General features: G+C 67.3%; 28 protein-coding genes. 17 read left to right on the forward strand and 11 right to left on the reverse strand.

Annotated elements, in window-relative coordinates:
• Nucleotides 1-130: 130 nt before the first annotated feature.
• Together OJI97_RS09060 and argC are read left to right on the forward strand one after the other, a co-directional pair.
• Nucleotides 131-1,075 carry a C40 family peptidase gene (locus OJI97_RS09060; RefSeq protein WP_297662790.1) on the forward strand — a complete coding sequence of 315 codons (945 nt, stop codon included), beginning with the start codon at nt 131-133 and terminating at the stop codon, nt 1,073-1,075.
• Nucleotides 1,076-1,082: 7 nt separating this feature from the next.
• Nucleotides 1,083-2,003, forward strand: a complete 921-nt coding sequence (gene argC, locus OJI97_RS09065; protein ID WP_297662791.1) for an N-acetyl-gamma-glutamyl-phosphate reductase — start codon at nt 1,083-1,085, stop codon at nt 2,001-2,003.
• 98 nt (nt 2,004-2,101) lie between these two features.
• On the opposite strand, the gene OJI97_RS09070 is transcribed toward argC, so the two are convergent.
• On the reverse strand, nt 2,102-2,317 hold the full coding sequence (locus OJI97_RS09070; RefSeq protein WP_297662865.1) for a hypothetical protein: 216 nt from the start codon (nt 2,315-2,317) through the stop codon (nt 2,102-2,104).
• A 172-nt stretch (nt 2,318-2,489) separates the two neighbouring features.
• Between OJI97_RS09070 and OJI97_RS09075 the strand changes: the two genes are divergently transcribed.
• Entirely contained in the window at nt 2,490-3,830 is a 1,341-nt protein-coding gene (locus OJI97_RS09075; RefSeq protein ID WP_297662792.1) for a sorbosone dehydrogenase family protein, read from the forward strand.
• Nucleotides 3,831-3,936: 106 nt separating this feature from the next.
• On the opposite strand, the gene dnaN is transcribed toward OJI97_RS09075, so the two are convergent.
• Nucleotides 3,937-5,052: a DNA polymerase III subunit beta gene (dnaN, locus tag OJI97_RS09080; protein WP_297662793.1), complete on the reverse strand. Its 1,116-nt coding sequence runs from the start codon at nt 5,050-5,052 to the stop codon at nt 3,937-3,939.
• 348 nt (nt 5,053-5,400) lie between these two features.
• Between dnaN and OJI97_RS09085 the strand changes: the two genes are divergently transcribed.
• On the forward strand, nt 5,401-5,853 hold the full coding sequence (locus OJI97_RS09085) for a hypothetical protein (protein ID WP_297662867.1): 453 nt from the start codon (nt 5,401-5,403) through the stop codon (nt 5,851-5,853).
• Between the two features lie 27 nt (nt 5,854-5,880).
• Here the strand turns inward: OJI97_RS09085 and OJI97_RS09090 are convergent, their stop codons facing one another.
• Entirely contained in the window at nt 5,881-6,762 is an 882-nt protein-coding gene (locus OJI97_RS09090) for a LysR family transcriptional regulator (RefSeq protein WP_297662795.1), read from the reverse strand.
• Nucleotides 6,763-6,913: 151 nt separating this feature from the next.
• Between OJI97_RS09090 and OJI97_RS09095 the strand changes: the two genes are divergently transcribed.
• A complete protein-coding gene (locus OJI97_RS09095) occupies nt 6,914-7,240 on the forward strand; it encodes a UrcA family protein (protein ID WP_297662796.1) in 327 nt (108 codons plus the stop codon).
• A gap of 12 nt (nt 7,241-7,252) precedes the next feature.
• Here OJI97_RS09095 and OJI97_RS09100 read toward each other — a convergent pair whose 3' ends face one another.
• Together OJI97_RS09100 and OJI97_RS09105 are read right to left on the reverse strand one after the other, a co-directional pair.
• Entirely contained in the window at nt 7,253-7,969 is a 717-nt protein-coding gene (locus tag OJI97_RS09100) for an isoprenylcysteine carboxylmethyltransferase family protein (protein ID WP_297662797.1), read from the reverse strand.
• Between the two features lie 13 nt (nt 7,970-7,982).
• Nucleotides 7,983-8,375, reverse strand: coding sequence for a helix-turn-helix domain-containing protein (locus OJI97_RS09105; protein WP_297662798.1), 393 nt, complete (start codon nt 8,373-8,375; stop codon nt 7,983-7,985).
• A 315-nt stretch (nt 8,376-8,690) separates the two neighbouring features.
• Here OJI97_RS09105 and OJI97_RS09110 point away from each other — a divergent pair, with 315 nt between their 5' ends.
• The 4 genes from OJI97_RS09110 to OJI97_RS09125 all read left to right on the forward strand — a co-directional run bounded on the left by OJI97_RS09110 (nt 8,691) and on the right by OJI97_RS09125 (nt 12,062).
• Nucleotides 8,691-9,434, forward strand: coding sequence for an SDR family oxidoreductase (locus OJI97_RS09110; RefSeq protein ID WP_297662799.1), 744 nt, complete (start codon nt 8,691-8,693; stop codon nt 9,432-9,434).
• Nucleotides 9,435-9,580: 146 nt separating this feature from the next.
• Nucleotides 9,581-10,828, forward strand: a complete 1,248-nt coding sequence (rlmN, locus tag OJI97_RS09115; RefSeq protein ID WP_297662801.1) for a 23S rRNA (adenine(2503)-C(2))-methyltransferase RlmN — start codon at nt 9,581-9,583, stop codon at nt 10,826-10,828.
• 194 nt (nt 10,829-11,022) lie between these two features.
• Complete coding sequence (locus OJI97_RS09120; RefSeq protein WP_297662803.1) at nt 11,023-11,487, forward strand: hypothetical protein; 465 nt, start codon at nt 11,023-11,025, stop codon at nt 11,485-11,487.
• 251 nt (nt 11,488-11,738) lie between these two features.
• Nucleotides 11,739-12,062 (forward strand): YnfA family protein, encoded by a 324-nt coding sequence (locus tag OJI97_RS09125; RefSeq protein WP_297662805.1) that lies wholly within the window; start codon nt 11,739-11,741, stop codon nt 12,060-12,062.
• 22 nt (nt 12,063-12,084) lie between these two features.
• Here OJI97_RS09125 and OJI97_RS09130 read toward each other — a convergent pair whose 3' ends face one another.
• The gene (locus OJI97_RS09130; protein WP_297662807.1) at nt 12,085-12,321 is read right to left on the reverse strand and encodes a thioredoxin family protein; all 237 of its coding nucleotides are present in this window, start codon (nt 12,319-12,321) and stop codon (nt 12,085-12,087) included.
• Nucleotides 12,322-12,425: 104 nt separating this feature from the next.
• Here OJI97_RS09130 and OJI97_RS09135 point away from each other — a divergent pair, with 104 nt between their 5' ends.
• Both OJI97_RS09135 and OJI97_RS09140 read left to right on the forward strand, forming a co-directional pair.
• Nucleotides 12,426-12,977, forward strand: coding sequence for a MarR family winged helix-turn-helix transcriptional regulator (locus OJI97_RS09135; RefSeq protein WP_297662809.1), 552 nt, complete (start codon nt 12,426-12,428; stop codon nt 12,975-12,977).
• Nucleotides 12,974-13,615: an MOSC domain-containing protein gene (locus OJI97_RS09140; protein ID WP_297662810.1), complete on the forward strand. Its 642-nt coding sequence runs from the start codon at nt 12,974-12,976 to the stop codon at nt 13,613-13,615. The genes OJI97_RS09135 and OJI97_RS09140 overlap by 4 nt, the downstream gene beginning before the upstream one ends.
• Before the next feature lie 85 nt (nt 13,616-13,700).
• Here the strand turns inward: OJI97_RS09140 and OJI97_RS09145 are convergent, their stop codons facing one another.
• Entirely contained in the window at nt 13,701-14,414 is a 714-nt protein-coding gene (locus OJI97_RS09145; RefSeq protein WP_297662811.1) for an arylesterase, read from the reverse strand.
• Nucleotides 14,415-14,431: 17 nt separating this feature from the next.
• Between OJI97_RS09145 and OJI97_RS09150 the strand changes: the two genes are divergently transcribed.
• Together OJI97_RS09150 and OJI97_RS09155 are read left to right on the forward strand one after the other, a co-directional pair.
• Nucleotides 14,432-15,130 (forward strand): ABC transporter ATP-binding protein, encoded by a 699-nt coding sequence (locus OJI97_RS09150; RefSeq protein WP_297662813.1) that lies wholly within the window; start codon nt 14,432-14,434, stop codon nt 15,128-15,130.
• A 160-nt stretch (nt 15,131-15,290) separates the two neighbouring features.
• Nucleotides 15,291-17,792, forward strand: coding sequence for an FtsX-like permease family protein (locus OJI97_RS09155; protein WP_297662815.1), 2,502 nt, complete (start codon nt 15,291-15,293; stop codon nt 17,790-17,792).
• Here OJI97_RS09155 and OJI97_RS09160 read toward each other — a convergent pair.
• The 4 genes from OJI97_RS09160 to thrS are packed head-to-tail and all read right to left on the reverse strand — an operon-like array spanning nt 17,789 to nt 22,441.
• Nucleotides 17,789-18,550 carry a sulfite exporter TauE/SafE family protein gene (locus tag OJI97_RS09160; RefSeq protein ID WP_297662817.1) on the reverse strand — a complete coding sequence of 254 codons (762 nt, stop codon included), beginning with the start codon at nt 18,548-18,550 and terminating at the stop codon, nt 17,789-17,791. The genes OJI97_RS09155 and OJI97_RS09160 overlap by 4 nt on opposite strands.
• Before the next feature lie 51 nt (nt 18,551-18,601).
• Nucleotides 18,602-19,744, reverse strand: a complete 1,143-nt coding sequence (locus tag OJI97_RS09165) for a hypothetical protein (protein WP_297662819.1) — start codon at nt 19,742-19,744, stop codon at nt 18,602-18,604.
• A gap of 10 nt (nt 19,745-19,754) precedes the next feature.
• Nucleotides 19,755-20,441 (reverse strand): AraC family transcriptional regulator, encoded by a 687-nt coding sequence (locus OJI97_RS09170; RefSeq protein WP_297662821.1) that lies wholly within the window; start codon nt 20,439-20,441, stop codon nt 19,755-19,757.
• Complete coding sequence (gene thrS / locus OJI97_RS09175; protein ID WP_297662822.1) at nt 20,438-22,441, reverse strand: threonine--tRNA ligase; 2,004 nt, start codon at nt 22,439-22,441, stop codon at nt 20,438-20,440. Before thrS ends, OJI97_RS09170 begins: the two co-directional genes overlap by 4 nt.
• A 149-nt stretch (nt 22,442-22,590) precedes the next feature.
• Here thrS and OJI97_RS09180 point away from each other — a divergent pair, with 149 nt between their 5' ends.
• The 4 genes from OJI97_RS09180 (at nt 22,591) to OJI97_RS09195 (ending at nt 23,719) form a co-directional block, all read left to right on the forward strand.
• Nucleotides 22,591-22,842, forward strand: a complete 252-nt coding sequence (locus tag OJI97_RS09180) for a hypothetical protein (RefSeq protein ID WP_297662824.1) — start codon at nt 22,591-22,593, stop codon at nt 22,840-22,842.
• A 100-nt stretch (nt 22,843-22,942) separates the two neighbouring features.
• Nucleotides 22,943-23,113 (forward strand): hypothetical protein, encoded by a 171-nt coding sequence (locus OJI97_RS09185; protein ID WP_297662826.1) that lies wholly within the window; start codon nt 22,943-22,945, stop codon nt 23,111-23,113.
• A 4-nt stretch (nt 23,114-23,117) separates the two neighbouring features.
• The gene (locus OJI97_RS09190) at nt 23,118-23,531 is read left to right on the forward strand and encodes a hypothetical protein (RefSeq protein ID WP_297662828.1); all 414 of its coding nucleotides are present in this window, start codon (nt 23,118-23,120) and stop codon (nt 23,529-23,531) included.
• Complete coding sequence (locus OJI97_RS09195; protein WP_257548746.1) at nt 23,528-23,719, forward strand: helix-turn-helix transcriptional regulator; 192 nt, start codon at nt 23,528-23,530, stop codon at nt 23,717-23,719. The genes OJI97_RS09190 and OJI97_RS09195 overlap by 4 nt, the downstream gene beginning before the upstream one ends.
• Nucleotides 23,720-23,723 lie beyond the last annotated feature (4 nt).

Here is a 23,723-nt window from a genome sequence, read left to right on the forward strand (position 1 = left end):
GACAATGATAATCCAGCCTTTCGAAGCCGAACTGCACCCGCGGCAAGGGCGAAGCGTCTTGATAAAATGGGGACCGCTGGTCTAATGCGCCGCGATTGTCCGCCTGCGGCGGCTTATGACAGGACGGCATGTGACAGCGAATAGTGGCGATTATCTGGCGGCGAACCGCGTGCGGATGGGGCGTCCCGGCGTCGCCGGGCACGGCCGCGACCGTTTCGGGCTGACCGGCACGTCGCAGGCGTTCGACCCGCGCACCGTCGCGATCCGCCCCGACCTCGCCGACATCGCGGTCGCCGGCACCCATTTCGCGCCGCACTATGCCGCGCCGATGATGATGAGCGGCGTGCTGCCCGCCGCGGCGATGCGCGCTTCGCCTTCGCTCGACGCCGAGCAGACGAGCGAATTGCTGTTCGGCGAAGGCTTCGCGCTGCTCGACCTCACCGGCGGCTGGGCGTGGGGTTACAGCCTCGCCGACCATTATGTCGGCTATCTCGCCGCCGAAGCGCTCGGCGCGCCGATCGCGCCGACGCACCGCGTCGCGATGATCGAGGCGATGCTCCATTCGGCGCCCGACGCCGCGAGCGGCGGTCCCGCCGTGCTCCCGCGCGGCGCGCTCGTGATGGGCGAAGTTGAGGGCGAATGGCTCAAGACCGCGCACGGCTACCTCCCCCTCGCCGCGCTCGTCGAGGCGGGCCGCGCCGAGGACGATCCCGCCGCGGTGGCCGAAAGCATGGCGGGAACGCCTTATCTGTGGGGCGGGCGCACCGCGAACGGCATCGACTGCTCGGGGCTCGTCCAACTCGCCTGGGCCGCGGCGGGCATCCGCCTGCCGCGCGACAGCGACCTTCAGCTTGGCGCGCTCGGCGCCGACAAGGACGTCGCCCCCGCCGGTCTTGCCCGCGGCGATCTCGTCTTCTTCCCCGGTCATGTCGGCATCATGGCCGACCCGGCCACGCTCATCCACGCGAGCCGACGATGGATGGAGGTCAGGACCGAGCCGCTCGCCGACGTCGTCGCGCGCTTTGCGGAAGAAGGACATCAGCCGCCGGTGAGCGGCATGAAGAGATTGCGATAGCATCATCATGACACAGACGGTTTTCATCGACGGCGCGGCGGGGACGACGGGCCTCGAAATCGCCGAGCGGCTGGCCGGCCGGACCGAATTTTCGCTGATCACGCTCGACGAGGCGCGCCGCAAGGATGCCGCCGCGCGCGCCGAGGCGCTGAATGACGCCGATTTCGTCATCCTCTGCCTGCCAGACGCCGCGGCGGTCGAGGCGACGGCGATGATCGCGAACGAGCGGACGCGGGTGATCGACGCCTCGACCGCGCACCGCGTCGCGCCGGACTGGGCCTATGGCTTTCCCGAACTCAATGCGGGCCAGCGCGCGGCGATCGCGGCGGGGAAGCGGGTCAGCAATCCCGGCTGCTATCCGACCGGCTTCCTCGCGCTCGTCGCGCCGCTCGTCGCGGCGGGCATCGTAGCGCGCGATGCGCGGCTCAGCGTCAATGCCGTCTCGGGCTATTCGGGCGGCGGCAAGGAACTGATCGCGCGCTTCAAGGCCGACGCAGACATCGGCTTTCGCAGCTATGGCCTGACCCTTGCGCACAAGCATGTGCCGGAGATGCGCGAGCACGCAGGCCTGGCACATCCGCCGATCTTCGCGCCCGCGGTCGTGCCCGTCTTTCGCGGGATGCTCGTCGAGGTGCCGCTCGCCTTCGATCACGCGGTCGCGGACGCGGCTTTCGAGGCTCTCGCGGCGCATTTCGAGGGATCGCCGCTGATCAGCGTCCGCCATGCGGGCGACGAAAGCGAGCTTCTGCTCCGCAAGAGCGACGCCGCGACCGACCGGATGGAGCTGATGCTCTATGCCGACCCGAGCGCCAGCCAGCTCCGCCTCGTCGCGCGGCTCGACAATCTGGGCAAGGGCGCGAGCGGCGCATGCGTCCAGAATCTCAACATCATGGCGGGATTGGCCGAGACGGCGGGCCTGCGGCTGTAAGGCCCCTATCGTCATTGCGAGCGAAGCGAAGCAATCCAGGGCGGTTTACGCCACTCTGGATTGCTTCGCTTCGCTCGCAATGACGAAGGCCTTGGAACTCAATGCACCGTGTCGAGCGCGGTTTCGATCGAGAGATAGGTGATCAGTCGCTCGATCTGCCGCCAGCGCGCGAAATAGAGATGATTGCCGAGCACGCGATATTGTTCCGCGCGCGCCGCCGCCGCGAAACCGGCTTCCTCGCCATGCTCGCGGATCAGCATGTCGGCATCGTCGATCGCCGCGCGATCGGCAAGAAAGGGTGCTGGCAGTTGCATGACGTTCCCGGCCCGTTGCATCGGCGCCCCTTCTAACCCGCACGCCTGACCAGCCCGTTCCCGACCGTGATGAACATCGGGGTAAGGTTAATGCCGGCGATGCGGGAGTTAACCAACATCCCGCGCCAATCGCCCCTTTGCCGCCGCCGCATCGCGGTGTAAGACCGGCGTCATGCGCAAAATCCTGAAAATTGCCGGCCTCGTCCTCATCCTTCTGATCGTGGCAGCCGCCGCCGCTTATTATTGGCTGTCGCGGCCCGACGTCGCGCGCTTTTCGACCGCCGAACTCAGCGGCCGCGTGCCGGTGATGGCGGCGCAGCGCGGTCAGACCATCCCGACGGTGAACGTGCCCGAGGCGACAAGCTGGCCCGCCGGCCAGGCCCCGCACGCCGCCGAAGGACTGGCGGTCACGCGCTTTGCCGAGGGGCTCGATCACCCGCGCTCGATCTTCGTGCTGCCCAACGGCGACGTGCTGGTCGCCGAGGCAGAGAGCCCGCCGCGCGACACCTCGGGGATCGAGAACAAGATCATGGGCCGCCTGATGAGCAAGGCGGGCGCCGGCGGCAAGTCGGCGAACCGCATCACCCTGCTCCGCGACGCCGACGGCGACGGCAAGGCCGAGGTGAAGACCGCCTATATCACCGGCCTCAACTCGCCCTATGGCATGGCGCTGATCGGCAAGACGCTCTACGTCGCGAACACCGACGCCATCCTCGCCTTCCCCTATGTTGAGGGCGAGACGGTGATGAGCGGCAAGCCCAAGAAGATCGCCGACCTGCCCGCCAAGGGCACCAACCGCCACTGGACCAAGAGCCTCGTCGCGGCGCCCAACGGCTGGCTCTATGTCGGCGTCGGCGCCGATTCCAACATCGGCGAAAAGGGCATGGGCAACGAAACCCGCCGCGCCAGCGTGCTCGAGGTGCGGCCCGAGAACGGCTATGTGCGCACCTATGCCGCGGGCATCCGCAATCCGGTCGGGCTCGCTTATTATCCCGGCAGCGACCGGCTGTGGGCGGTCGTCAACGAGCGCGACATGCTCGGCAGCGACGTGGTGCCCGACTATATGACCACCGTCGATGAAGGCGATTTCTTCGGCTGGCCGTGGTATTATTGGGGCGGCTTCGTCGACCCGCGCGTTCCGCCCGAGGAAGAGGATCGCCGCCAATATGTGAAGCGCCCGGAGTATGCGCTCGGTGCCCATGTCGCGCCGCTCGGCTTCACCTTCACCGAAAAGTTGGCGCTGGGTGAGCGCTGGGCGAACGGCGCGCTGATCGCGCGGCACGGATCGTGGAACCGCGAGCCGGTGGCGGGCTATGACGTGATCTTCGTCAAGTTCGGCGCGAACGGCAAGCCGGTCGACGCGCTGCCCGTCCCCTTCCTCGACCAGTTCCTCGCCAAGGACGGCAAGACGACCCGCGGCCGTCCCGCCGACGTCAAGGTCGCGAAGGACGGCAGCGCGCTGGTCGCCGACGATACGGGGAATGTGATCTGGCGGGTGGCGAAGGCGGGATAACGCCAAGACACCTCGTCATTGCGAGCGAAGCGAAGCAATCCAGAGTAGGCGTAAACCGCTCTGGATTGCGTCGCTTCGCTCGCAATGACGGATAGCTTGCGCGGGTCTAGACCCGCATCGGCATCAGCACATAGAGCGCCGGGCTCTTCTCGCTCTCGCGGATCAGCGTCGGGGCATTGGCGTCGGCGAGGTGCAGCTCGACGCTGTCGCCGTCGACCTGGCCTAAAATGTCGCTGAGATAACGCGCGTTGAAGCCGATCTCCATCGCGTCGCTGTCATAACCCGCGGCGAGCTCCTCGGCCGCGGTGCCGTTTTCGGGGCTGGTCACGCTCAGCGTGATGCGGTCCTTGTCCAGCCCGACCTTGACCGCGCGGGTCTTTTCGCTGGCGATGGTGGAGACGCGATCGACGCCCTGGAACAGGCTCTTCGGATCGACCTTGAGCAGCTTGTCGTTCGCGGTCGGGATGACGCGGCTGTAATCGGGGAAAGTGCCGTCGATCAGCTTCGAGGTCAGCACGGCGTTGCCGAGCTGGAAGCGGATCTTCGACGCCGACAGGCTGATCTCGACATTGCCCTCGGCCTCGTCGAGCAGCTTGCGAATCTCGCCGACGCATTTGCGCGGGACGATGACGTCGGGCATCCCGGTGGCGCCGTCGGGGCGCGTCACCGTGTAGCGCGCGAGGCGGTGGCCATCGGTCGCCGCGGCCTTCAGCACCGGCCCCGTCGCATCCTCGGCGACGTGGAAGAAGATGCCGTTCAGATAATAGCGCGTTTCCTCGGTCGAGATGGCGAAGCGCGTCTTGTCGATGATCTGGATAAGTTCGGCCGCGGGCAGCTCGAAGCTGGTCGGCAGGTCACCCTCGGCGATCACCGGGAAATCGTCGCGCGGCAGCGTCGGCAGGTTGAAGTTCGAACGGCCGGCCTTGACCTGCATCTTGCCCTCGGCGGCGGCAAGGCTGACCTCGGCGCCCTCGGGCAGCTTGCGCGCGATCTCGAACAGGGTGTGCGCCGACACCGTTGTCGTGCCGGGGGTCTCGACCTTCGCGGCGATCGTCTCGACGACCTGGAGGTCGAGGTCGGTCGCCATCAATTTGAGCTGGCCCGTCGCATCGGCTTCGATCAGGACGTTCGACAGGATGGGGATGGTATTGCGCCGTTCGACCACCGACTGGACGTGGCCGAGGCTCTTCAGAAGCACTGCGCGTTCGATCGTCGCTTTCATTCTAATCCGCCATCCTCAGTATCTTGCGGGAAAAGTCCCTGAAGGCCGACATCGCAGGCGCGGCGGCGCCCCGATTCCCTGCCCCCGTAAAAATGTCCACCTTCCTTAACGAACGCATCGCGCCGCGCAAGCGATGTATGGGGCAGAACGGCTTTACCCGAGGCCTCCTTCCCCTTCATTGTCATGCTGAACTTGTTTCAGCATCCATGGTCTGCCATTTCGGCCTTGGGCCATGGACCCTGAAACAAGTTCAGGGTGACGGAGAAAAGAGACGTCATGCCGGTTGGAAAAGTTGAGCGCGCCGGATGGGCCACGACGGCATTTTTCATCCTGACCTTCGGCATTCCGATGTTCGCCCTCGCCGCCGCGCCGGCCGCGCTCGGCATCTTCGACGGCTGGGGGGCGTTTCGCGATCCCGGCACCCCGCGCTGCTACGCCATCGCCGCGCCCGCCGCGACGATCGGCAAGCCGCAGGTCAAGGCCTATGCCAGCGTCGGATATTGGCCCAAATCCCGCATTCGCGGGCAATTCTACGTCCGCCTGTCGAAGCAGCGCGGCGCGGGGCGCGAGCTGCGCCTGACGGTCGGCAGCCGCCGCTTCATCCTGACCGGCAACGGCGTCCACGGCTGGGCGAGCGACGCGCGGATGGACGCGGCGATCATCGCCGCCATGCGATCGGCACCGAGCATGAGCGTCGAAAGCGCGACCGCGACGGGCGGCGCGATCGCCGATACCTATCGCCTGCGCGGCGCCGCGACCGCGATCGACGCGGCGGCGCTGGGGTGCGCCAGCTTTCGTTGAGGGCGTTAGGAAAAGCGGCCGCACCGCCTACGCACGCGCCAGCCGCGTCAGCGCGCCCGCCAGAAAATCGAGGACGATGCGCACCCGCGGCACGTGACGAAGCCGCTCGTGGGTGAGCAGCCACAGGCCCGTCGTATCGTCGGCCTTGGGCGGGATGCAGCGGATGAGGTCGGGTTCGTGGTCGGCGAGAAAGGCCGGCAGGATGGTGAGCCCCATCCCCGAGCGCACCCCGGCGAGCAGGCCCGCCGCCGAATCATATTGCATGACCACCGATTCCTCGAGCCGATATTGCCGGAGCCACGCGCGGTAGGGCTCCCAAACCGATCCGCCGCCGCCGATGAAGGGATGGGTCGCCAGTTCCTCGCGGCTGTGCGGGATGCCGTGGCGGTCGGCATAATCGCGGCTGCAATAAAGCGTCCAGCCGTTGTCGGCGATGCGCCGCCCGACGAGGCCCGCGCCCGCGGGCTGCTTGCTGCTGCGGATCGCGATGTCGGCGGCGCCCGCGGCGAGATCGCGCGGCTCGTCCGACGTGTCGAGGTGGATATGGATTTCGGGATGCGCCGCGCGCAGATCGCGCAGGATCGGCGGCAGGACGGTGATCGCGAAAATCTCCATCACCGTGACGCTGACCGCACCGCCCGCATCGCGTGAGCGAGCGCCCGCAGCTTCGTCGAAGCGATCGGCAGCGTCGCGAACCGCCAGCGCGTTCGCCAGCATCGCCTCGCCCACCGGGGTCAGCGCATAGCCCGCCTGGCGGCGTTCGAAGAGGGTAAGGCCCATCGCCGCCTCCAGCGCCGCGATCCGCCGGGCGACCGTCGTCTGGCTGACGCGCAGCGCGCGTGCCGCCGCGAGCGTGCTGCCGCTCTCCGCGACGCCAAGGAAATAGCGAAGGTCGTTCCAGTCGAACATGATGTCTTGTGCGCGATACGCGCGATGGGCGCATTCTGCAATTTTGCAGAACAGCCGCGCAACATCGTTGCTCCCGCCGCTGGGGGCCGGGGATTATCTCTCGTTTTACCGGCTTCCTCCCCTCCTTATCAGCCGGCCGATGGAGACAAAGATGAGCAAGATTCTGATCCTCGCCGCTCTCGCCGCTGCTTCGCTGGCGCAGCCCGCTTTCGCCCAATCCGCCGCGCCGCGAACGGCGACGGTGGCGCACGCCGACCTCGACCTGAGCACCGCAAAGGGCGTCAAGACGCTCGACCGCCGCATCTGGCGCGCCGTCGTCGCTGTGTGCGGCACCGCGCCCGACTATGACCTCAAGGGCAAGAACGACGTCCGCGCCTGCCAGCGCGAGACGCGCCTCCTCGCGTCGGCCGAGGCCGAACAGGTGGTCGCCGACGCGGCGCGGGCCCAGCCAATCCGCATCACGACCCGCGCGAAATAGCGCCGCCGCCCGTCACCAGACGCCGGGCAGCAATCGCCAGCGAGTGCGCGCGGCATAGGCGGAGTAACCCGGCAGTTCGCGCTGCAGCAGCCGGTCTTCCCACGCGGTGCGCAGGACGAGGACGGCGCTCGCCACGAAGGCGGGGAGCGCCGCCCACAGGCTGCCGAGCGCGAAGGCCATGCCGAAGAAGAGCAGGATCGCGGCGGAATAGCCGGGGTGGCGGACGGCGCGATAAGGTCCGCTGTCGATCACCCGCTGGTGCCGTTCGGACTGGATGCGCACGCCGGGCTCGAAGAAGGGATTGACCGCCTGCGCCCAGGCGGTGACGGCAATGCCCGCGAGCAGCGCCGCATAGCCCGCGACGATGAGCCAGAGCGGCGCGAGCGACCAATGATAGCGCCCCGCATCGAAGGCCGCGACCGGCAGGATCGCGATCATCGCGGGCAGGATGACCGCGAGCAGCGCCTTGTCCCAGCCCTTCGTCCCCGGCTGAAAGCGGCTGCGCGCACGATAGATCACCGGATTGACGCGCGCGAGGATGACCCCCGACACGCCGAAGCCGATCACGACGACGGCGACGAAGACCCAGCCCGGCCGCCAGCCCAGCGATCCCGCGGGCCAGAAGATCAGCAGCAGCAACGAGAGCGGCAGCGTGACGGCATAGACGATCGCCTTCGCCGGCGACATCGCAGGCGGCTCTCGGGGAGGCGGTTCCTGGGGCGCATCCATCGTCCGGTCTCCTTCATTCGCGCGTGTCGAAGGCGGTTCGCGACGCCTCGACCCGGTCGAGATTCGCCTCGGCCCAGAGCCAGACGCCGCAAAAGGCCTCACCCAGGCTCTGGCCGAGCCCGGTCAAGCTATATTCGACCTTGGGCGGCACGACCGGATGCACCTTGCGATCGACAAGGCCGTCGCGCTCCATCGCGCGGAGCGTCTGGGTCAGCATCTTCTGGCTGATACCGGGGACTAGCTGCGACAGGCGCGTGAAGCGGCAGGTGCCATGCTCCTCGAGCGCCTCGAGCAGCAGCATCGTCCATTTGTCGGCGACTCGGCCGATCAGCTCGTTGACGAGCGTTTCGACGCGCGGGTCGAGCGCTTCATAGGCGGCGGGCGCAATTTTTTCGACACTGGGCATCGCGGAAAATCCAAATCTCTCTTTCGGGTAACTATGGCACTTTCTGGTGCCTACTTTCCTTTGGAGAGTATGGGATTAATTGGGGGATGTCGAGAACGGGAAACGGCTAAACGACCAATTGCCCCAACCCGTCATTCCCGCGAAAGCGGGAATCCCGCTATTTTTCTTTTTTTTCGCGCCTTTGCGCCTTTGCGTGGAACTCAAAAAAAATCTCACGCAAAGGCGCGAAGAAGAAAGCTGGATTCCCGCGTTCGCGGGAATGACGGGGTCGGGACCCTCGATGAGATGCACCGAAGCAATCAAGGAACCATCCTCATGAAAACCACAGGCAACACCATCCTCCTTTCCGGCGGCGGCTCGGGCATCGGGCTCGCGCTCGCACAGCGCTGGCACGATGCGGGCAATGTCGTGATCGTCACCGGCCGCAACGCGGCGAAGCTGGATGCCGCGGTCGCGGGCCGCGTCAATTTGCACGCGAGGGTGCTCGACGTGACCGATCCCGCAGCGATCGCGGCCTTCGCGAAGGAGATCGTGGCGGACTTTCCGGCGCTCAACATATTGGTGAACAACGCCGGCGTGATGATGTACGAACAGGCGGACGCGAAGCGCGACCTGACCGACGCCGAGGCGACGGTCGTCACCAACATCCTCGGCCCGATCCGGCTGATCGACGCGCTGGTCGATCATCTGGCGGCGACGGCGGACAGCGCGATCGTCAACGTCACCTCGGGCCTCGCCTTCGTGCCGCTGCCCAAGGCGCCGACCTATTCAGCGAGCAAGGCGGCGCTGCACAGCTATACGCAGGCGCTGCGCGTCCAGCTGGAGGGCATGGTCGAAGTGATCGAACTCGCGCCGCCCGCGGTCCGCACCGAATTGACGCCGGGGCAGTCGACGCGCGAGGCCTATATGCCGCTGGATGCTTTCGCCGACGAGGTAATGGCGTTGTTCGGGCAGACGCCGACGCCCGCGGAAATATTGGTGCAGAATGTCCTGCCGCTGCGCAATGCGGAAGCCGATGGCGCGGTGGCCGAGCGGCTGGCGTTTCTGAAGAACCTATAACCCCGTCCCCAGATCGTCATTGCGAGCGCAGCGAAGCAATCCGGAGTCTCCTTGCACCGCCCTGGCTTGCTTCGTCGCTGCGCTCCTCGCAATGACGAGCGCGAGAATTGCGCTTTTCCCCCTTCCCGCCTATATGCGCGCGCATCATGCAGATTCCCGGCCATATCGACCCCGTGACCACGGGCACCGTTCCCCTGCGCGGGGGCAACCGTATCGACCTGGTCGGGCTGACCCGCGAGGCCATCGGCGGGGTGCTGGTCGAGGCGGGGCTCGACGCCAAGGCCGCGAAGCTGCGCGCGAAACAGATCTGGCACTGGATCTATCATCGCGGCGTCACCGATTTCGAGGCGATGACCGACATCGCCAAGGCAATGCGCCCGTGGCTGACCGACCGCTTCATCATCGGCCGCCCCACCGTGCGCGAGGCGCAAGTGTCGAACGACGGCACGCGCAAATGGCTGCTCGCCGCCGCCGATGGCCAGGAATATGAGATGGTCTTCATCCCCGATGCCGACCGGGGAACGCTGTGCGTGTCGAGCCAGGTCGGCTGCACCTTGAACTGCCGCTTCTGCCACACCGGCACGATGCGCCTCGTCCGCAACCTCGCGGCGGGGGAGATCGTCGGGCAGGTGCTGCTCGCGCGCGACGCGCTCGGCGAATGGCCCAAGGGGACGATGGCTGGCTTCGGCCCCGATCCCGAGGATGACGACGCCGACGAAGAGGGCAGCCACTACACCGCCGACGGCCGGATGCTCACCAACATCGTGATGATGGGGATGGGCGAGCCGCTGTATAATTTCGACGAGGTCAAGGGCGCGCTCAAGATCGTCATGGACGGCGACGGGCTCGCGCTGTCGAAACGCCGCATTACCCTGTCGACGAGCGGGGTCGTGCCGATGATGGCGCGCGCGGGCGACGAGATCGGCGTCAACCTCGCGGTGTCGCTGCACGCGGTCAGCAAGGAGGTGCGCGACGAAATCGTGCCGCTCAACCGCAAATATGGCATCGAGGAATTGCTCGCGGCCTGCGCCGCCTATCCCGGCGCGAGCAACGCGCGGCGCATCACCTTCGAATATGTGATGCTGAAGGACAAGAACGACAGCGACGACGATGCGCGCGAGCTCGTCCGGCTGATCAAGCATTATAATCTGCCCGCCAAGGTCAATCTGATCCCGTTCAACCCCTGGCCCGGCGCGCCCTATGAATGTTCGTCGCCCGAGCGGGTGCGCGCGTTCAGCAGCCTGATCTTCAAGAGCGGGATTTCGGCCCCGGTCCGCACGCCGCGCGGGCGCGACATCATGGCCGCGTGCGGCCAGCTCAAGAGCGCGGCGACCAAGCCGACCCGCGCCGAACTCGACCGCATCGCCGAGGAAAAGCAGGCCGCGCTGGGCTGACGTATCGGCTTAGGCCGTTTTCCGTCAAAGGGTGCCAACGGCCGCATACCTATGCTGTGTTGCAAAAACAACACAGGTAAGAAAATTGTCATATTCTGAACGATCCATTCATTGCAGCGACAGCCGCGAAGCCCATTTAGGGCCCGGGCCGCGACCCAAAGGGCGTGGTCCGAAGGAATGAAAAGGAAAAGATTATGAAGAAGTTCGCAGTTGCTGCCGCTCTCCTCTCGGCTGCTGTCGCCACCACCCCCGCCCTGGCCGCCGACGGCGGCGAAGCCCGCGTCGAAGTGCGCGGCGGCTATGTCACCGGCAGCGGTCTTGACGACGCGACCCTCGGTGTTGCGGGCGGCTATGATTTCGACCTCGGCTCGACGGCATTCGGCGGCGCCGAAATCGCCGGCGACAAGGTTCTGATCGACGGCGCCAAGGTCCAGTTCTCGGCCGGCGGCCGCGCGGGCGCTAAGATCGGCGTCAACGGCAAGCTCTATGCCAACGCCGGTTACACCTTCGGCCAGATCGACGATCCCTATGTCGGTGCCGGCTACCAGCACAAGCTGGGCCAGAACCTGTACGGCAAGGTCGAGTATCGCCACCAGTTCCTCGGCAACAACGTCAACGACTTCGACACCTTCGCGGTCGGCCTCGGCTTCGCGTTCTGATTCCTTCGGAACAGCGATATGACACGGAAAGGGGCGGCCCGCGGGTCGCCCCTTTTCTTTTGGGGAATGGCTGAGACCGCCTACCAGCCAACTTCTCTTATCGTCATCCCGGACTTGATCCGGGATCCATTAATCCGGCGCTGCGTGAAGGAATCCCGGATCAAGTCCGGGATGACGAAGGAAGCGAACGCAACGCCCCACCTCAAGACACCCCTCTTCCCTTTCCCCTCCGCCCGCGCCACGGTGCGCGGATGACCGCCTTCGCCTATATCGCCGCCGCACTGGCCGAGATCGCCGGATGCTTCGCCTTCTGGGCGTGGCTGCGGCTGGACAAGTCCGTCTGGTGGACGCTGCCGGGGCTGGCGTCGCTGGCGCTGTTCGCCTGGCTGCTGACGCTGGTCGATACCGATCACGCCGGGCGCGCCTATGCCGCCTATGGCGGGGTCTATATCGTCGCGGCGCTGCTGTGGCTGTGGACGGTCGAGGGTGCGCGGCCCGACCGCTGGGATCTTATCGGCGCCGCGATCTGTCTCGGCGGCGCGGCGATCATCCTGTTCGGCCCGCGCGGGGGCTGATGATCCCGCGCGGCGCCGGCTTCTATTTGAGCGCGTCGAGCGAAGCGCCGAAATTGATGTGATAGGGCTGACCGCCGAGCACGAGCGCGGGCACCGACTGGACGCCCGCGGCCTCGGCTTCGGCGACGCGGCCGGGATTTTCGCCGAGATGCACGCTCTCGACGGCATAGCGCGCGGGGTCGATCGCTTCGGCGACCGCCTGTTCGGCATCGACGCAAACGCCGCAACCGGCGTGATAGAAAATCGCTTTCCGGGTCATCGTTCTTCTCCTTCGATCGATCGCAATGGTAGCGACTCGATACAAATCATATGCCACCCGCAATATGGGTTGAGCAAATGGTTTTTAGTCGATACCATCCGCACATGACCGACCGGCTATCCGATCTGCTGACTCGCACCGCGCGGCTGATCGCGGGGGACGGCTATTGGGCGGGATTGAAGCCGGCCCAGTGGCAGGCCTTGCGCTATCTGGCGGCCGCCAATCGCTTTTCCCGCACCCCCGGCGCGCTGACCGCATGGCTGGGCCAGACCAAAGGGACGGTGTCGCAGACGGTCGCCGCGCTCGAACGCAAGGGGCTGGTCGAACGCTCGGAGGATCGGGACGACCGCCGTCTCGTCCGGCTGGCGCTGACCCCGGCGGGACGCGCGCGGCTGGCCGAAGCCCCCGAAACGGTCGCCGATGCGATGACCGCCGGCCTGACCGGTGACGAGCGCGCCGCGATCGAGCCGCTGCTGGCACGAATGCTGACCGAACATCTGGCGCAGCGCGGCTATCGTCCGTTCGGCCTGTGCGCCGAGTGCCGCCATTTCATCCGCGATGCTGCGGACGGCGCGCCCCATCGGTGCGGCCTGCTGGCGCTGCCGCTGTCGGCCGAGGATGCGGGCGCGATCTGTATCGAGCAGGAGGCGGCATGAGCATCGCGATCGACGCGGTTCTGACCGGCAAGGCGCGCGCCTTTCGCGGCGAGGAGGCGAGCGCGATCGGCAAGACGCCGTTCGCGGGCGCACGCGCCGTCCGCCGCCTCGGCGTCGACGGCGACGAGCAGGCCGACCTGACCGTCCACGGCGGGGTCGACAAGGCGATCCATCATTATCCGCGCGATCATTATGGCTGGTGGGCGGAAGCGCTGGGCGGTCACGCGCTGCTGACGGCACCGGGCGCGTTCGGGGAGAATATCTCGACCGAAGGGCTGGTCGAAAGCGGCCTTTGCATCGGCGACCGCTTCCGCCTCGGCACCGCGCTGGTCGAGGTCAGCCAGGGGCGCCAGCCATGCTGGAAGCTGGGGCATCGCTTCGGAATCGCCAGCGTCCCCGCGACGGTAGTGACGACCGGGCGCAGCGGCTGGTATTACCGGGTGATCGAGGAGGGCGCGGTCGCGGCGGGCGATGCGCTCGACCTGATCGAACGGCCGCTGCCCGAGTGGAGCGTCGAGCGGGTCTTCCGGCTGCTGATCGGCGGCGCGGGCAAGCGCGAGCCGGAGGCGCTGAGGGAACTGGCCGCGATGGAAGCGCTGGCGACGACATGGCGGGCGCGGGCGGCGAAGCTCATCTGATTTCTCGTCATTGCGAGCGAAGCGAAGCAATCCAGAGCGGTTTATGCCTACTCTGGATTGCTTCGCTTCGCTCGCAATGACGAAGTTATTTCGCGTTCGGCAGCGCATCCTCGACCAGCGGGGCCAGTCCCGCGGCCACGATCTTCACCCCTTCGGCATTGGGATGGATGTGATCGCCGAGCATCAGTTCGGGCTTTCCCACCACATTGTCGAGGATGAAGGGATAGAGGCTGGTTCCATATTTGGTCGCAAGTTCGGGATAGATCGGATTGAATTTCCTTGCATAATCCGGCCCCATGTTCGGCGCCGCGACCATGCCGGTGAGCACCACCGGGATACCGCGCTTCTTCAGTTCAGCGAGCATCGCGTCGAGGTTGCCGCGCGTCTGCGCCGCGTCGATCCCGCGCAGCATGTCGTTGCCGCCGAGCCCGAGCAGGACGAGCGCGGGCTTCGTCTTCGCATTATCGAGCACATAGGCCAGCCGCTGGCGCCCCGCCGCGCTGGTGTCGCCCGAAACCCCGGCGTTCTGGACCCGCGCGACGACGCCGTCGGCGGCCAGCGCCGCCTGCAATTGCGGCGCGAGCCCTTCCTTCGGGCCAAGCTGATAGCCGGCATAGAGGCTGTCGCCGAAGGCGACGATCAACGGAGCGTTCGCCGGGATCGCCGCCGCTTTTGCCTCACCGGCCTTGTCCTTCGCCGGCGCGGCGGGCACCTCGGCCGAACCGCAGGCGGCGAGCGGTTGGCAAAGCGCGATTACGCAACCATATATCAAGGCAGAACGCCATCCGGCCGTTTTCATGTCCAAAGGGCTCCTTCTTGATCGACGTCTCACGCGCTTCGCCCGATCTGGCAATCGCTGCCCACAATGTGACGCTGACGCTGGGGAGCGACAAGGCCCCGGTCGAAATTTTGCGCGGGGTCGATCTGGAGGTCGCGGCGGGCACGTCGGTCGCGCTGCTCGGGCCGTCGGGGTCGGGGAAAAGCTCGCTGATGGCGGTGCTCGCCGGGCTCGAACGCGCGGGCGGCGGGACGATCCGCGTCGCGGGGCTGGATTTCGGCGCGATGGACGAGGATGCGCTGGCGCGGGCGCGGCGCGGGCGGATCGGCATCGTGCTGCAGGCGTTTCACCTGCTGCCGACGATGACCGCGCTCGAAAATGTCGCGGTGCCGCTCGAACTGGCGGGAATCGCCGATCCGTTCGGCAAGGCGCGCGCCGAACTCGAAGCGGTCGGGCTCGGGCATCGCCTGACCCATTATCCCGCGCAGCTTTCGGGCGGCGAGCAGCAGCGCGTCGCGATCGCCCGCGCGATGGCGAGCGCGCCCGCGATCATCTTCGCCGACGAGCCGACGGGCAATCTCGACACCGCGACGGGGCAGTCGATCATCGACCTGATCTTCGCGCGCCGCGCCGCGCTGGGCGCGACCCTGCTGATCATCACCCACGATCCCGAACTGGCCGAACATTGCGACCGCGTGGTCGTGATGCACGACGGGCGGATCGAGGAACGCGCGTGAGGGGCGGCGCACGATCCTCCCCCAGCGGGGGAGGGGGACCACCCGAAGGGTGGTGGAGGGGCATGTGCCTCCCGACGCTTTCATCCGGCAAAGCACAGACCTGCCCGTGCCCCTCCACCATGCTTCGCATGGTCCCCCTCCCCGTGCCGGGGAGGATCTGATGCTCCCCCTCGCCACCCTTTGGCGGATTGCACGGCGCGATCTAGCGGCGCGGATTCGCGGGCTTCGGCTGCTTGCGGTCTGCCTGTTCCTCGGCGTCGCGACGCTTGCCGCGATCGGCAGCCTGACGAGCGGCATCACCTCCGAGCTCGAAGCGCGCGGACAGACGATCCTCGGCGGCGATATCGAGTTCAGCCTGCCGCAGCGCGAAGCCACGCGCGAGGAGCTGGCGGGCTTCCGCAGCGTCGGCACGCCGTCCTCGACGGTGCGGCTGCGCGCGATGGCGAACGCGCCGGGCGGCGATGCGCTGCTGTCGGAACTGAAGGCGGTCGACGGCGCCTATCCGCTTTACGGCACGATGCGGCTGGAGAGCGGCGCGCGCCGGGGCCCGCCGCCGCCGGGTGCGATCTGGATCGGCAAGGATCTGGCCTCGCGGCTCGACCTGACAGTCGGCGGGCCGGTGACGTTCGGCGAAAAGACATTCCGGATCGACGGCCTCATCGCCGAGGAGCCCGACCGGCTGGGCGAGGGTTTCGCGCTTGGTCCGGTCGCGATCATCGGCCTTGCCGATCTGCCCGCGACGCAGCTCATCCAGCCCGGAAGCCTCTACGAAAGCAAATATCGCGTCCGCCTGCCCGCAGGCGCCGATCCCGCAGCGACCGGGAAACGGCTGACCGCCGACTTTCCCGAAGCGGGCTGGAAGGTCACCGATCGCAGCAACGGCGCGCCGGGAACGCGCCGCTTCATCGAGCGGATGGGGCAATTTCTGGCCCTCGTCGGTCTCGCCGCGCTGGTGATCGCCGGGATCGGCGTCGGCAACGGCGTCGCAAGCTATCTCGCCGGCAAGCGGCCGGGGCTGGCGACGCTCAAGGTTCTCGGCGCCGACAGCGCGGCCATCCTGCGCATCTATGGCCTGCAAATCCTCGCCGTCGCAGCGGCGGCGATCGGTGCCGGGCTGGTGGCCGGAGCGCTCGCGCCGAGCCTGATCGGCTGGATCGCGGGCGACGTGCTGCCGGTGCGGCCGGGCTTCGCGCTCTATCCGCTGCCGCTCGCGGTGAGCGCGGCCTATGGCCTGCTGATCGCCATCGCCTTCGCGCTGCCGCCGCTCGCCGCGACGCGGCATGTGCCCGCGGCGGGGCTTTATCGCGCGACGGTCGACGGCGGCGCGCGGATCGACCGGCAGACGATCATCGCGGTCGGCGCGGCACTCGCGGCGATCGTTGCGCTGGCGGTCGGCACCGCGCGCGATCCGCTGTTCGCGCTGTCCTTCATCGGCGCGGTATCCGCTCTGCTGCTGATCCTCGTCGGGCTCGGCTGGCTCGTCCGGCGCACCGCGAGCCGCCTGCCCCGGCCGAAGCGGCCGCTGCTGCGCCTCGCGCTCGCCAATCTGCACCGGCCGGGTGCCGCGACCGGCGCGCTCGTGGTGGCGCTCGGACTCGGCCTCACGCTGTTCGTCACGCTCGCCGCGATCCAGACGAGCATCACCGCCGAGATCGCGCGCACCGTGCCGCAGCGTGCGCCGAGCTTCTTCGTCCTCGACATCCCGCGCGGCCGCGCGGGTGAATTTCGTTCGCTCGTGACCGATGCCGCGCCCGATGCCGCGATCAACATGATCCCGGCGCTGCGCGGCAGCATCACCGAATTTCATGGACAACGTGTCGACGAGCTTGCCGAACTGCCCGAAGGCGCGTGGGTGCTGCGCGGCGACCGCGGCCTGACCTACAGCCCCACGCTGCCGAATGGCAGCACGCTGGTCGGCGGGAAATGGTGGCCGGCCGACTACAAGGGACCGCCGCTGGTCAGCGTCGAGCAGGAGGTCGCGGCGTCGCTGGGGCTGAAGCTCGGCGATACGCTGTCGGTCAATGTGCTCGGCGTCGAGGTGCAGGCGAAAGTCGCCTCCTTCCGCACCGTCGAGTGGGACAATTTCGGGCTCAACTATGTCCTCGTCTTCTCGCCCGGCGCCTTCGACGCCGCGCCGCACAATATGGTCGCGACGGTCGCGGTGCCGCCCAAGGCCGAGGCCGGGCTCGCGCGCAGCATCCCGCGCGCTTTTCCGTCAGCCTCGCTGATCGAAGTGCGCGACGTCGTGTCGCAGGTCACGACCCTGCTCACCCAGATGAGCCAGGCGATTGCCGCGGCGGCGAGCATCGCGATCCTCGCCGGCATCGCGGTGCTGATCGGCGCGATCGCGGCGAGCCGCGAACGGCGGGTCTACGACAGCGTCATCCTGAAACTGCTCGGCGCCACGCGCGGGCAGATATTGGGGGCGCAGGGGCTGGAATATGCGGTGCTTGCCGGAATATTGGCGCTGCTCGCGCTGGGGCTCGGGCTTGCGGGCGCCTGGTATGTCGTGACGCAGCTTTTCGATTTCCGCTTCGCGCCCGATCCGGTGATCGTCGGCGCAACCCTGCTCGGCGGCGCGGGCCTGTCCTTCCTGATCGGGATCGCGGGAAGCTGGCCGCTGCTCTCGGCCAAACCCGCGCAGGCGCTGCGAAGCCTTTAACTCAGCAGGCGCACCACCGCCGAAATCGCGGCAATGCCCAGCACGACCGCGACCATCGCCTGCCACACATGCGGCGGCACGCGGCCGAACTGGCGGCCGCCGACGCGGTTGCCGAGCCACATCGGGACGAAGAGCAGTAGCGCGAGCAGGAACAATCGCTGCGTCGCGATCCCGACCCATAGCGCCGCGGCGGTGCCGGCGATCGCGGTGAGGAAGAAGATCAGCAGCATCGACGCGCGCGCGGTCCTGGGGTCGAGACGGCGGCGCAGATAGAAGGGCACGACCGGCGGCCCCGGCATCGCGGCAAAGCCGGTGAGGATGCCCGATGCGACCCCGGTGCCGATTACCGCGGCGCGGCCCGGCCTGTGCCCCTCGGGCTGCTTGGGGAGCAGCACGGCGACGAACGCCCCCACCGCGACCACCGTGATCAGCAGCCGCGCGACATCGGGCCGCGTCACATCGAGTACCGCCATGCCGATCGGCGTCGCCGCCATCGCGATCAGCCCGATCGGCAGCGCCGTCGCGCGGTCGGCGTCGGCGTGAATCAGCCCCAGCCCGACCGGCCCGATCAGCAGTTGCAGCAAGATGCCGAGCACCACCGCCTGCGCCGGCGGGATGATGAGGCCAAGTAGCGGCACGAGGATGATCGCCATGCCGAAGCCGGTCAGCCCGCGCACAAAGGCGGCGCCGAACGTCATCGCCGCGGCCCCGGCGAAAGTCAGCGGCGCGATGCCGACGAGATGCTGCAATCCGTTCAAGCCGGCGACTCCCCTGTTTCGGGATGCCGTAGCCGAGCTTGGCGGCAGTCGCTAGACTTTCGGCAGCGGCCAGAGATTGGCGGCTGGCCGTTCGAGAACGCGCGCGGCGATTGTGTGCAGACGCGTAGGCGCGAAGCGCCCGCTTTGGACAGCGCGCGCCAGCCAGCCCTCCAGCGAACCGCCGGTCTCGATCCATTTGTCGTCCCGCAGCATGCCATAAAAGGCACCCGCGAGCACATGAATGCCGTCGTCCGATTGACGCCAGCGGTCGGCGGGATTGCGCCCGACGCCCAGCGCTTCGCCGATCAACTGATCGAGCGCCTGCGTCAGATCCTCGTTGAGCAGGCCTTCGAGCGTCGTGTAGCCCCATTTGGGATCATGCTCGCGGACGATGCGGGTAATGAGTTGATCGTTAGCGAGGAGTGCGAGCGCCGCTTTCGCCGCCGCGCCGTCCATCGGCACCGGCGGGTGCAGCATCTCGTGCGCGGCATTGCGCACGGTGATCGCGGTGTTCCAGTCGGCCGCCTGCAGAAAGGTCTGTCCCTGCACCTTGATGCCGTGCGGCTTGCAGAATTGCAGCAGCACGACCTCGATCTCCGGATCGAAGCTGCGGCCGGTCAGCTTCTCCTGCAGGCTGATGACGTCATAGTCGGCAAGGTCGCGGGTCAGTTCGGCAATGCGCGCGTCGAGGCCAGCGGAGCGCTCGGCGCGGAAGGCGGCGAAACCGGCCGCTTGCATCGCTTCGAAAACCGCCTTCAGGCGCGGCGCCGCGCCGGTGAACCATCGCCAGTCGCTTTCGCTCCAGTAGCTGCTCTGGCGATAGGCCGGTAGCAAGGCGGTTTCGGGATTCGCCGCCGCAGCGATCAGCGCCGCGATGCTGCCGTCGTGACCAGAAAAAAGGACCGACGCCACCGGACCGAGCAGGCCGAAGCCCGCCTTCTCCGCCTCTTGCCATAACGCGGCGATGTCGGCGCGGATTGCTTGCGGCAGCCGCGGCGCGAACGCATCGACGTCGGCCCGATAATAGGTGAGGTAAAGCTCGCGCCCGGCCAGCGGGCCGAGGAAGGCAAGTGTGTCGAAGCCCTCCGATGCGCGAACCTTCCAGCGCGTGCGCGAGGCTTTGCGCTGGGCGTGACCGAGAGCGGGCGCGGCGAGGCCGGCGAGCGCGGCGGCGAGGAAGAAGCGGCGATCCATGCCGCCAGTCCTAGCCGCGCGGCGGCGCGGCGGCTTGAACGGATTTTGCCCGGAACCGGACCGGCGCCATCCCGGTCATCGCAACGACCGACCGCGCGAGATGCGCCTGATCGGCAAAGCCCTGATCGGCCGCGAACTCGGCAAGGCTCCCGCGCCACGACGGCAGCGCGGCCAGCGCCCGCCGCGTCCGCGCCTCCAGCCGGAAGCGCTTGGGCGTGACGCCATAGGCGCGTGCAAAGCCGCGGCTGACCGATGCGCGATCGAACCCCATGGCTTCGGCCCAATGCCCGAGCGTCAGATCGGGGTCGACCGCCAATGCCCCGGCAAGCAAGTCGGGCCAGTCGTCGCGTCGTTCCACGCCCGACCTGAAATTGTCGCACACATAGGTTGCCGCCGCGACCGGATCGCGTTCGGCGAGCCGCGCCGCCGTGTCGGGATCGGATATATATCCCGCTGCCGGAAGCGCCGCGGCGACTACAGGCAGGTTGAGGACCTGCGCGCCGCTGGCGCCGAAACGATCGCTATGCGCGGTCCAGTCGCCATGAACGATCGTCATTCCCGCGCGCGCGTTCAGCCGGCCTTGATCGCCGGCCTCCTCATATCCGCCACCGAGCACCAGCGCGATATAACCGCGGGCATGGCGGTGGCGCGGCAGGCACTCGCCCGCCATATGGCGGCCGATGCCGGCTGCGCTCAATCGCGGAGGTCCGGCGGCGTCGCTTCGCCCTTCAGCATCGCGATCGCTTCGGCGAGCGGCAGGATGCGCTGGCCGTCCTGGCCGAGGGTGCGGATCGCGACCGTGCCCTCGTCGGCCTCGCGCTTGCCGACGACAAGCAGATAGGGAACCTTCTGCAGGCTGTGCTCGCGCACCTTGTAGTTGATCTTCTCGTTGCGGAGGTCGGTCTCGACGCGGATGCCCGCGGCTTCGAGCTGGGCGGCGGCGTCCTTCGCATAATCGTCGGCGTCGCTCACGATCGTCGCGACCACCGCCTGCACCGGCGCGAGCCAGGTCGGGAAGCGGCCGGCGAAATGCTCGATCAATATGCCGATGAAGCGCTCGTAGGTGCCGAGGATCGCGCGGTGGAGCATCACCGGGCGGTGGCGCTCGCCATCCTCGCCCACATAGGAGGCATCGAGGCGTTCGGGCATCACGCGGTCGGACTGGATCGTCCCGCACTGCCACGTCCGCCCGATCGCGTCGGTCAGGTGGAATTCCAGCTTGGGGGCATAGAAGGCGCCCTCGCCCGGCAGTTCCTCCCAGCCATAATCCTCGTTCGCCATGCCGGCGCGCGCGACGGCTTCGCGGAGTTCAGCCTCGGCCTTGTCCCACATTTCCTCGCTGCCGAAGCGCATGTCGGGACGCAATGCGAGCTTTACGGCATATTTTTCGAACCCGAGTTGCTTATAGACGCGGTCGAGCAGCGCGCAGAAATCACGCACTTCCTCGACGATCTGATCCTCGCGGCAGAAGATATGGCCGTCGTCCTGCGTGAACTGGCGGACGCGCATGATGCCGTGCAGCGCGCCGTGCGGCTCGTTACGGTGGCAGCAGCCCATTTCGGCCATGCGCAAAGGCAGGTCGCGATAGCTCTTGATCCCCTGACGGAAGATCAGGACATGCGCGGGGCAGTTCATCGGCTTGAGCGCCATCCACTCGGCGTCGTTCGAGACGATCGGCCCCTCATCCTCGGTGTTCGGGATTTCGTCGGGGATGACGAACATATTCTCGCGATATTTGCCCCAGTGGCCCGATTGCTCCCACTGGCGCGCGTCCATCACCTGCGGGGTCTTGACCTCCTGATAGGCGGCGCCGTCGATCGCGCGGCGCATATAGGCCTCGAGCTCGCGATAGATGCGATAACCCTTGGGGTGCCAGAAGACGCTGCCGTGCGCCTCTTCCTGGAGGTGGAACAGGTCCATCTCGCGCCCGATCTTGCGATGGTCGCGTTTCGCGGCCTCTTCGAGACGCACGAGATGTTCGGCGAGCTGCTTCTTGTTGAGCCAGCCGGTGCCGTAGATGCGCGAAAGCTGCGCATTTTTCTGGTCGCCGCGCCAATAGGCGCCCGACACGCGCGTCAGCTTGAAGGCGGCGGGGTCGAGCTTGCCGGTCGAGGCGAGGTGCGGCCCGCGGCACATGTCCATCCAGCCGTCGCCGCTGCGATAGACGGTCAGTTCCTCACCCTCGGAAAGTTCGGCGGCCCATTCGGCCTTGAAACTCTCGCCTTCGGCGCGCCATTTGGCGATGAGCTTGTCGCGCTCCCACACTTCCCTGGTGAGGGGAAGGTCGGCGGCGATGATGCGGCGCATCTCCTCCTCGATCAGCGGCAGTTCGTCGTCGCGGAACGCGCCATGCTCGGCGGTCGGCGCGAAGTCGTAATAGAAGCCGTCGTTCGTCGAGGGGCCGAAAGTGATCTGCGTGCCCGGAAACAGGCTCTGCACCGCCTCCGCCAGCACATGCGCATAGTCGTGGCGCACGAGTTCGAGCGCGTCGGCCTCGTCGCGGCTCGTCACCAGCGCGAGGTTCGTGTCCGCCTCCAGCGGGCGCATGATGTCGCGCAGTTCGCCGTCGATCTTCGCGGCAAGCGCGGCCTTGGCGAGGCCGGGACCGATGTCGGCGGCGATCTGCGCCGGGGTGGTTCCGCGCGCGACTTCACGGGCAGAGCCATCGGGAAGGGTGACGCGGATCATCTGGGACATCGGAAAAGGGAGCCTTTCTGGGCAGGATTGCCGCGCTCCTTTGCCAGCGCGCGAAAGCAGCGGCAAGGGCCGTTTTCATGCGGAGGGGTTGCAATGATACATTGTATCATTATGTAGCGGCGCGATCTGCCAACGGAAAGCCCCTGCCCATGCGCCTCCCCGCCCGCCCTTCGCTGCGTTCGCGCGCCGCCGACCTGCTCGGCGTCGGCCTGTCGCTCGCCTGCCTGATCCATTGCCTCGCGCTGCCGCTGCTGCTGCTCGCCGCGCACGAAGGCTGGATCGCGGGGCTCGATCCCGAGACCGGCGACCGCCTGCTCACCTCGCTCGGCGCACTCGGTCTGGCGAGCGCCCATATCGCCAATTGGCGGCTCCGCCACGGCAAGGCTCCGTCTGGCATCTGAATCTGCGGGATTGGCTCGCTTGTCATTGTGTAAATGACGCTTGACAATCACCACTCGCGATGTCAATGCTCCTTTACTGATTAACAAGGGAGCTTGACCAATGCCGAAAATCCTCCGCATCCTCGCCCTGCCCGCCGCGATCGCGGCCCTTGCCGGGGCGGCCGGGCTAATGTCGCCCGGCCTGACCAGCACGCTGATCGTCGCGCTGCCCGCCTTCACCGCGGCGCTGCTGATCGCCAAGCGGCACGAAGCCGCGCTGGCGAAGGGCTGAACCGATGGCGATGAACCCCGCGCAGCGGCGCTATGTCGGCCGCATGATCCCGGTCAGCATCGCTTATGTGGCCGCGATCTTCCTCGCCAGCAGCCTCGTCCCGAACGGGTCGCCCGCGACCCCGCTGACCGTCGCCGTCGCGTTGGTCCCCGGCCTTGCGGTCGTCGGCTTCATCTGGGCGATGGGCAGCTATTTGTTCGAGCTCAAGGACGAATATGTCCGGCTGCTCGAAGTGCGCAAGGCGCTGATCGCGACCGCCCTGACGCTGGGCGTCTGCGCGACCTGGGGGATATTGGAAATCTACACCAATGTGCCGCGCCTCGCGATCTTCTGGGTCTTTCCGATCTGGTGCGTCGGCCTTGCCATCGGCGGGCTGGTCAATCGGCTGACGCTCGGCGCCGGCGGGGGGTGTCCATGAGGAACCGCCTCAAGGTGCTGCGCGCCGAGCGCGACTGGAGCCAGGGGGATCTGGCCGAGCGGCTCGAAGTGTCGCGCCAGTCGGTCAACGCGATCGAGACGGGGAAATATGATCCCTCACTCCCCCTCGCCTTTCGCATCGCCGACCTGTTCGGCCTCCCCATCGAAGAGATTTTCCTGAAGGACTAAGCCC

The sequence above is a fragment of the Sphingopyxis sp. genome, from assembly GCF_025869345.1.
In the GTDB taxonomy this organism is placed as follows: Bacteria; Pseudomonadota; Alphaproteobacteria; order Sphingomonadales; family Sphingomonadaceae; genus Sphingopyxis.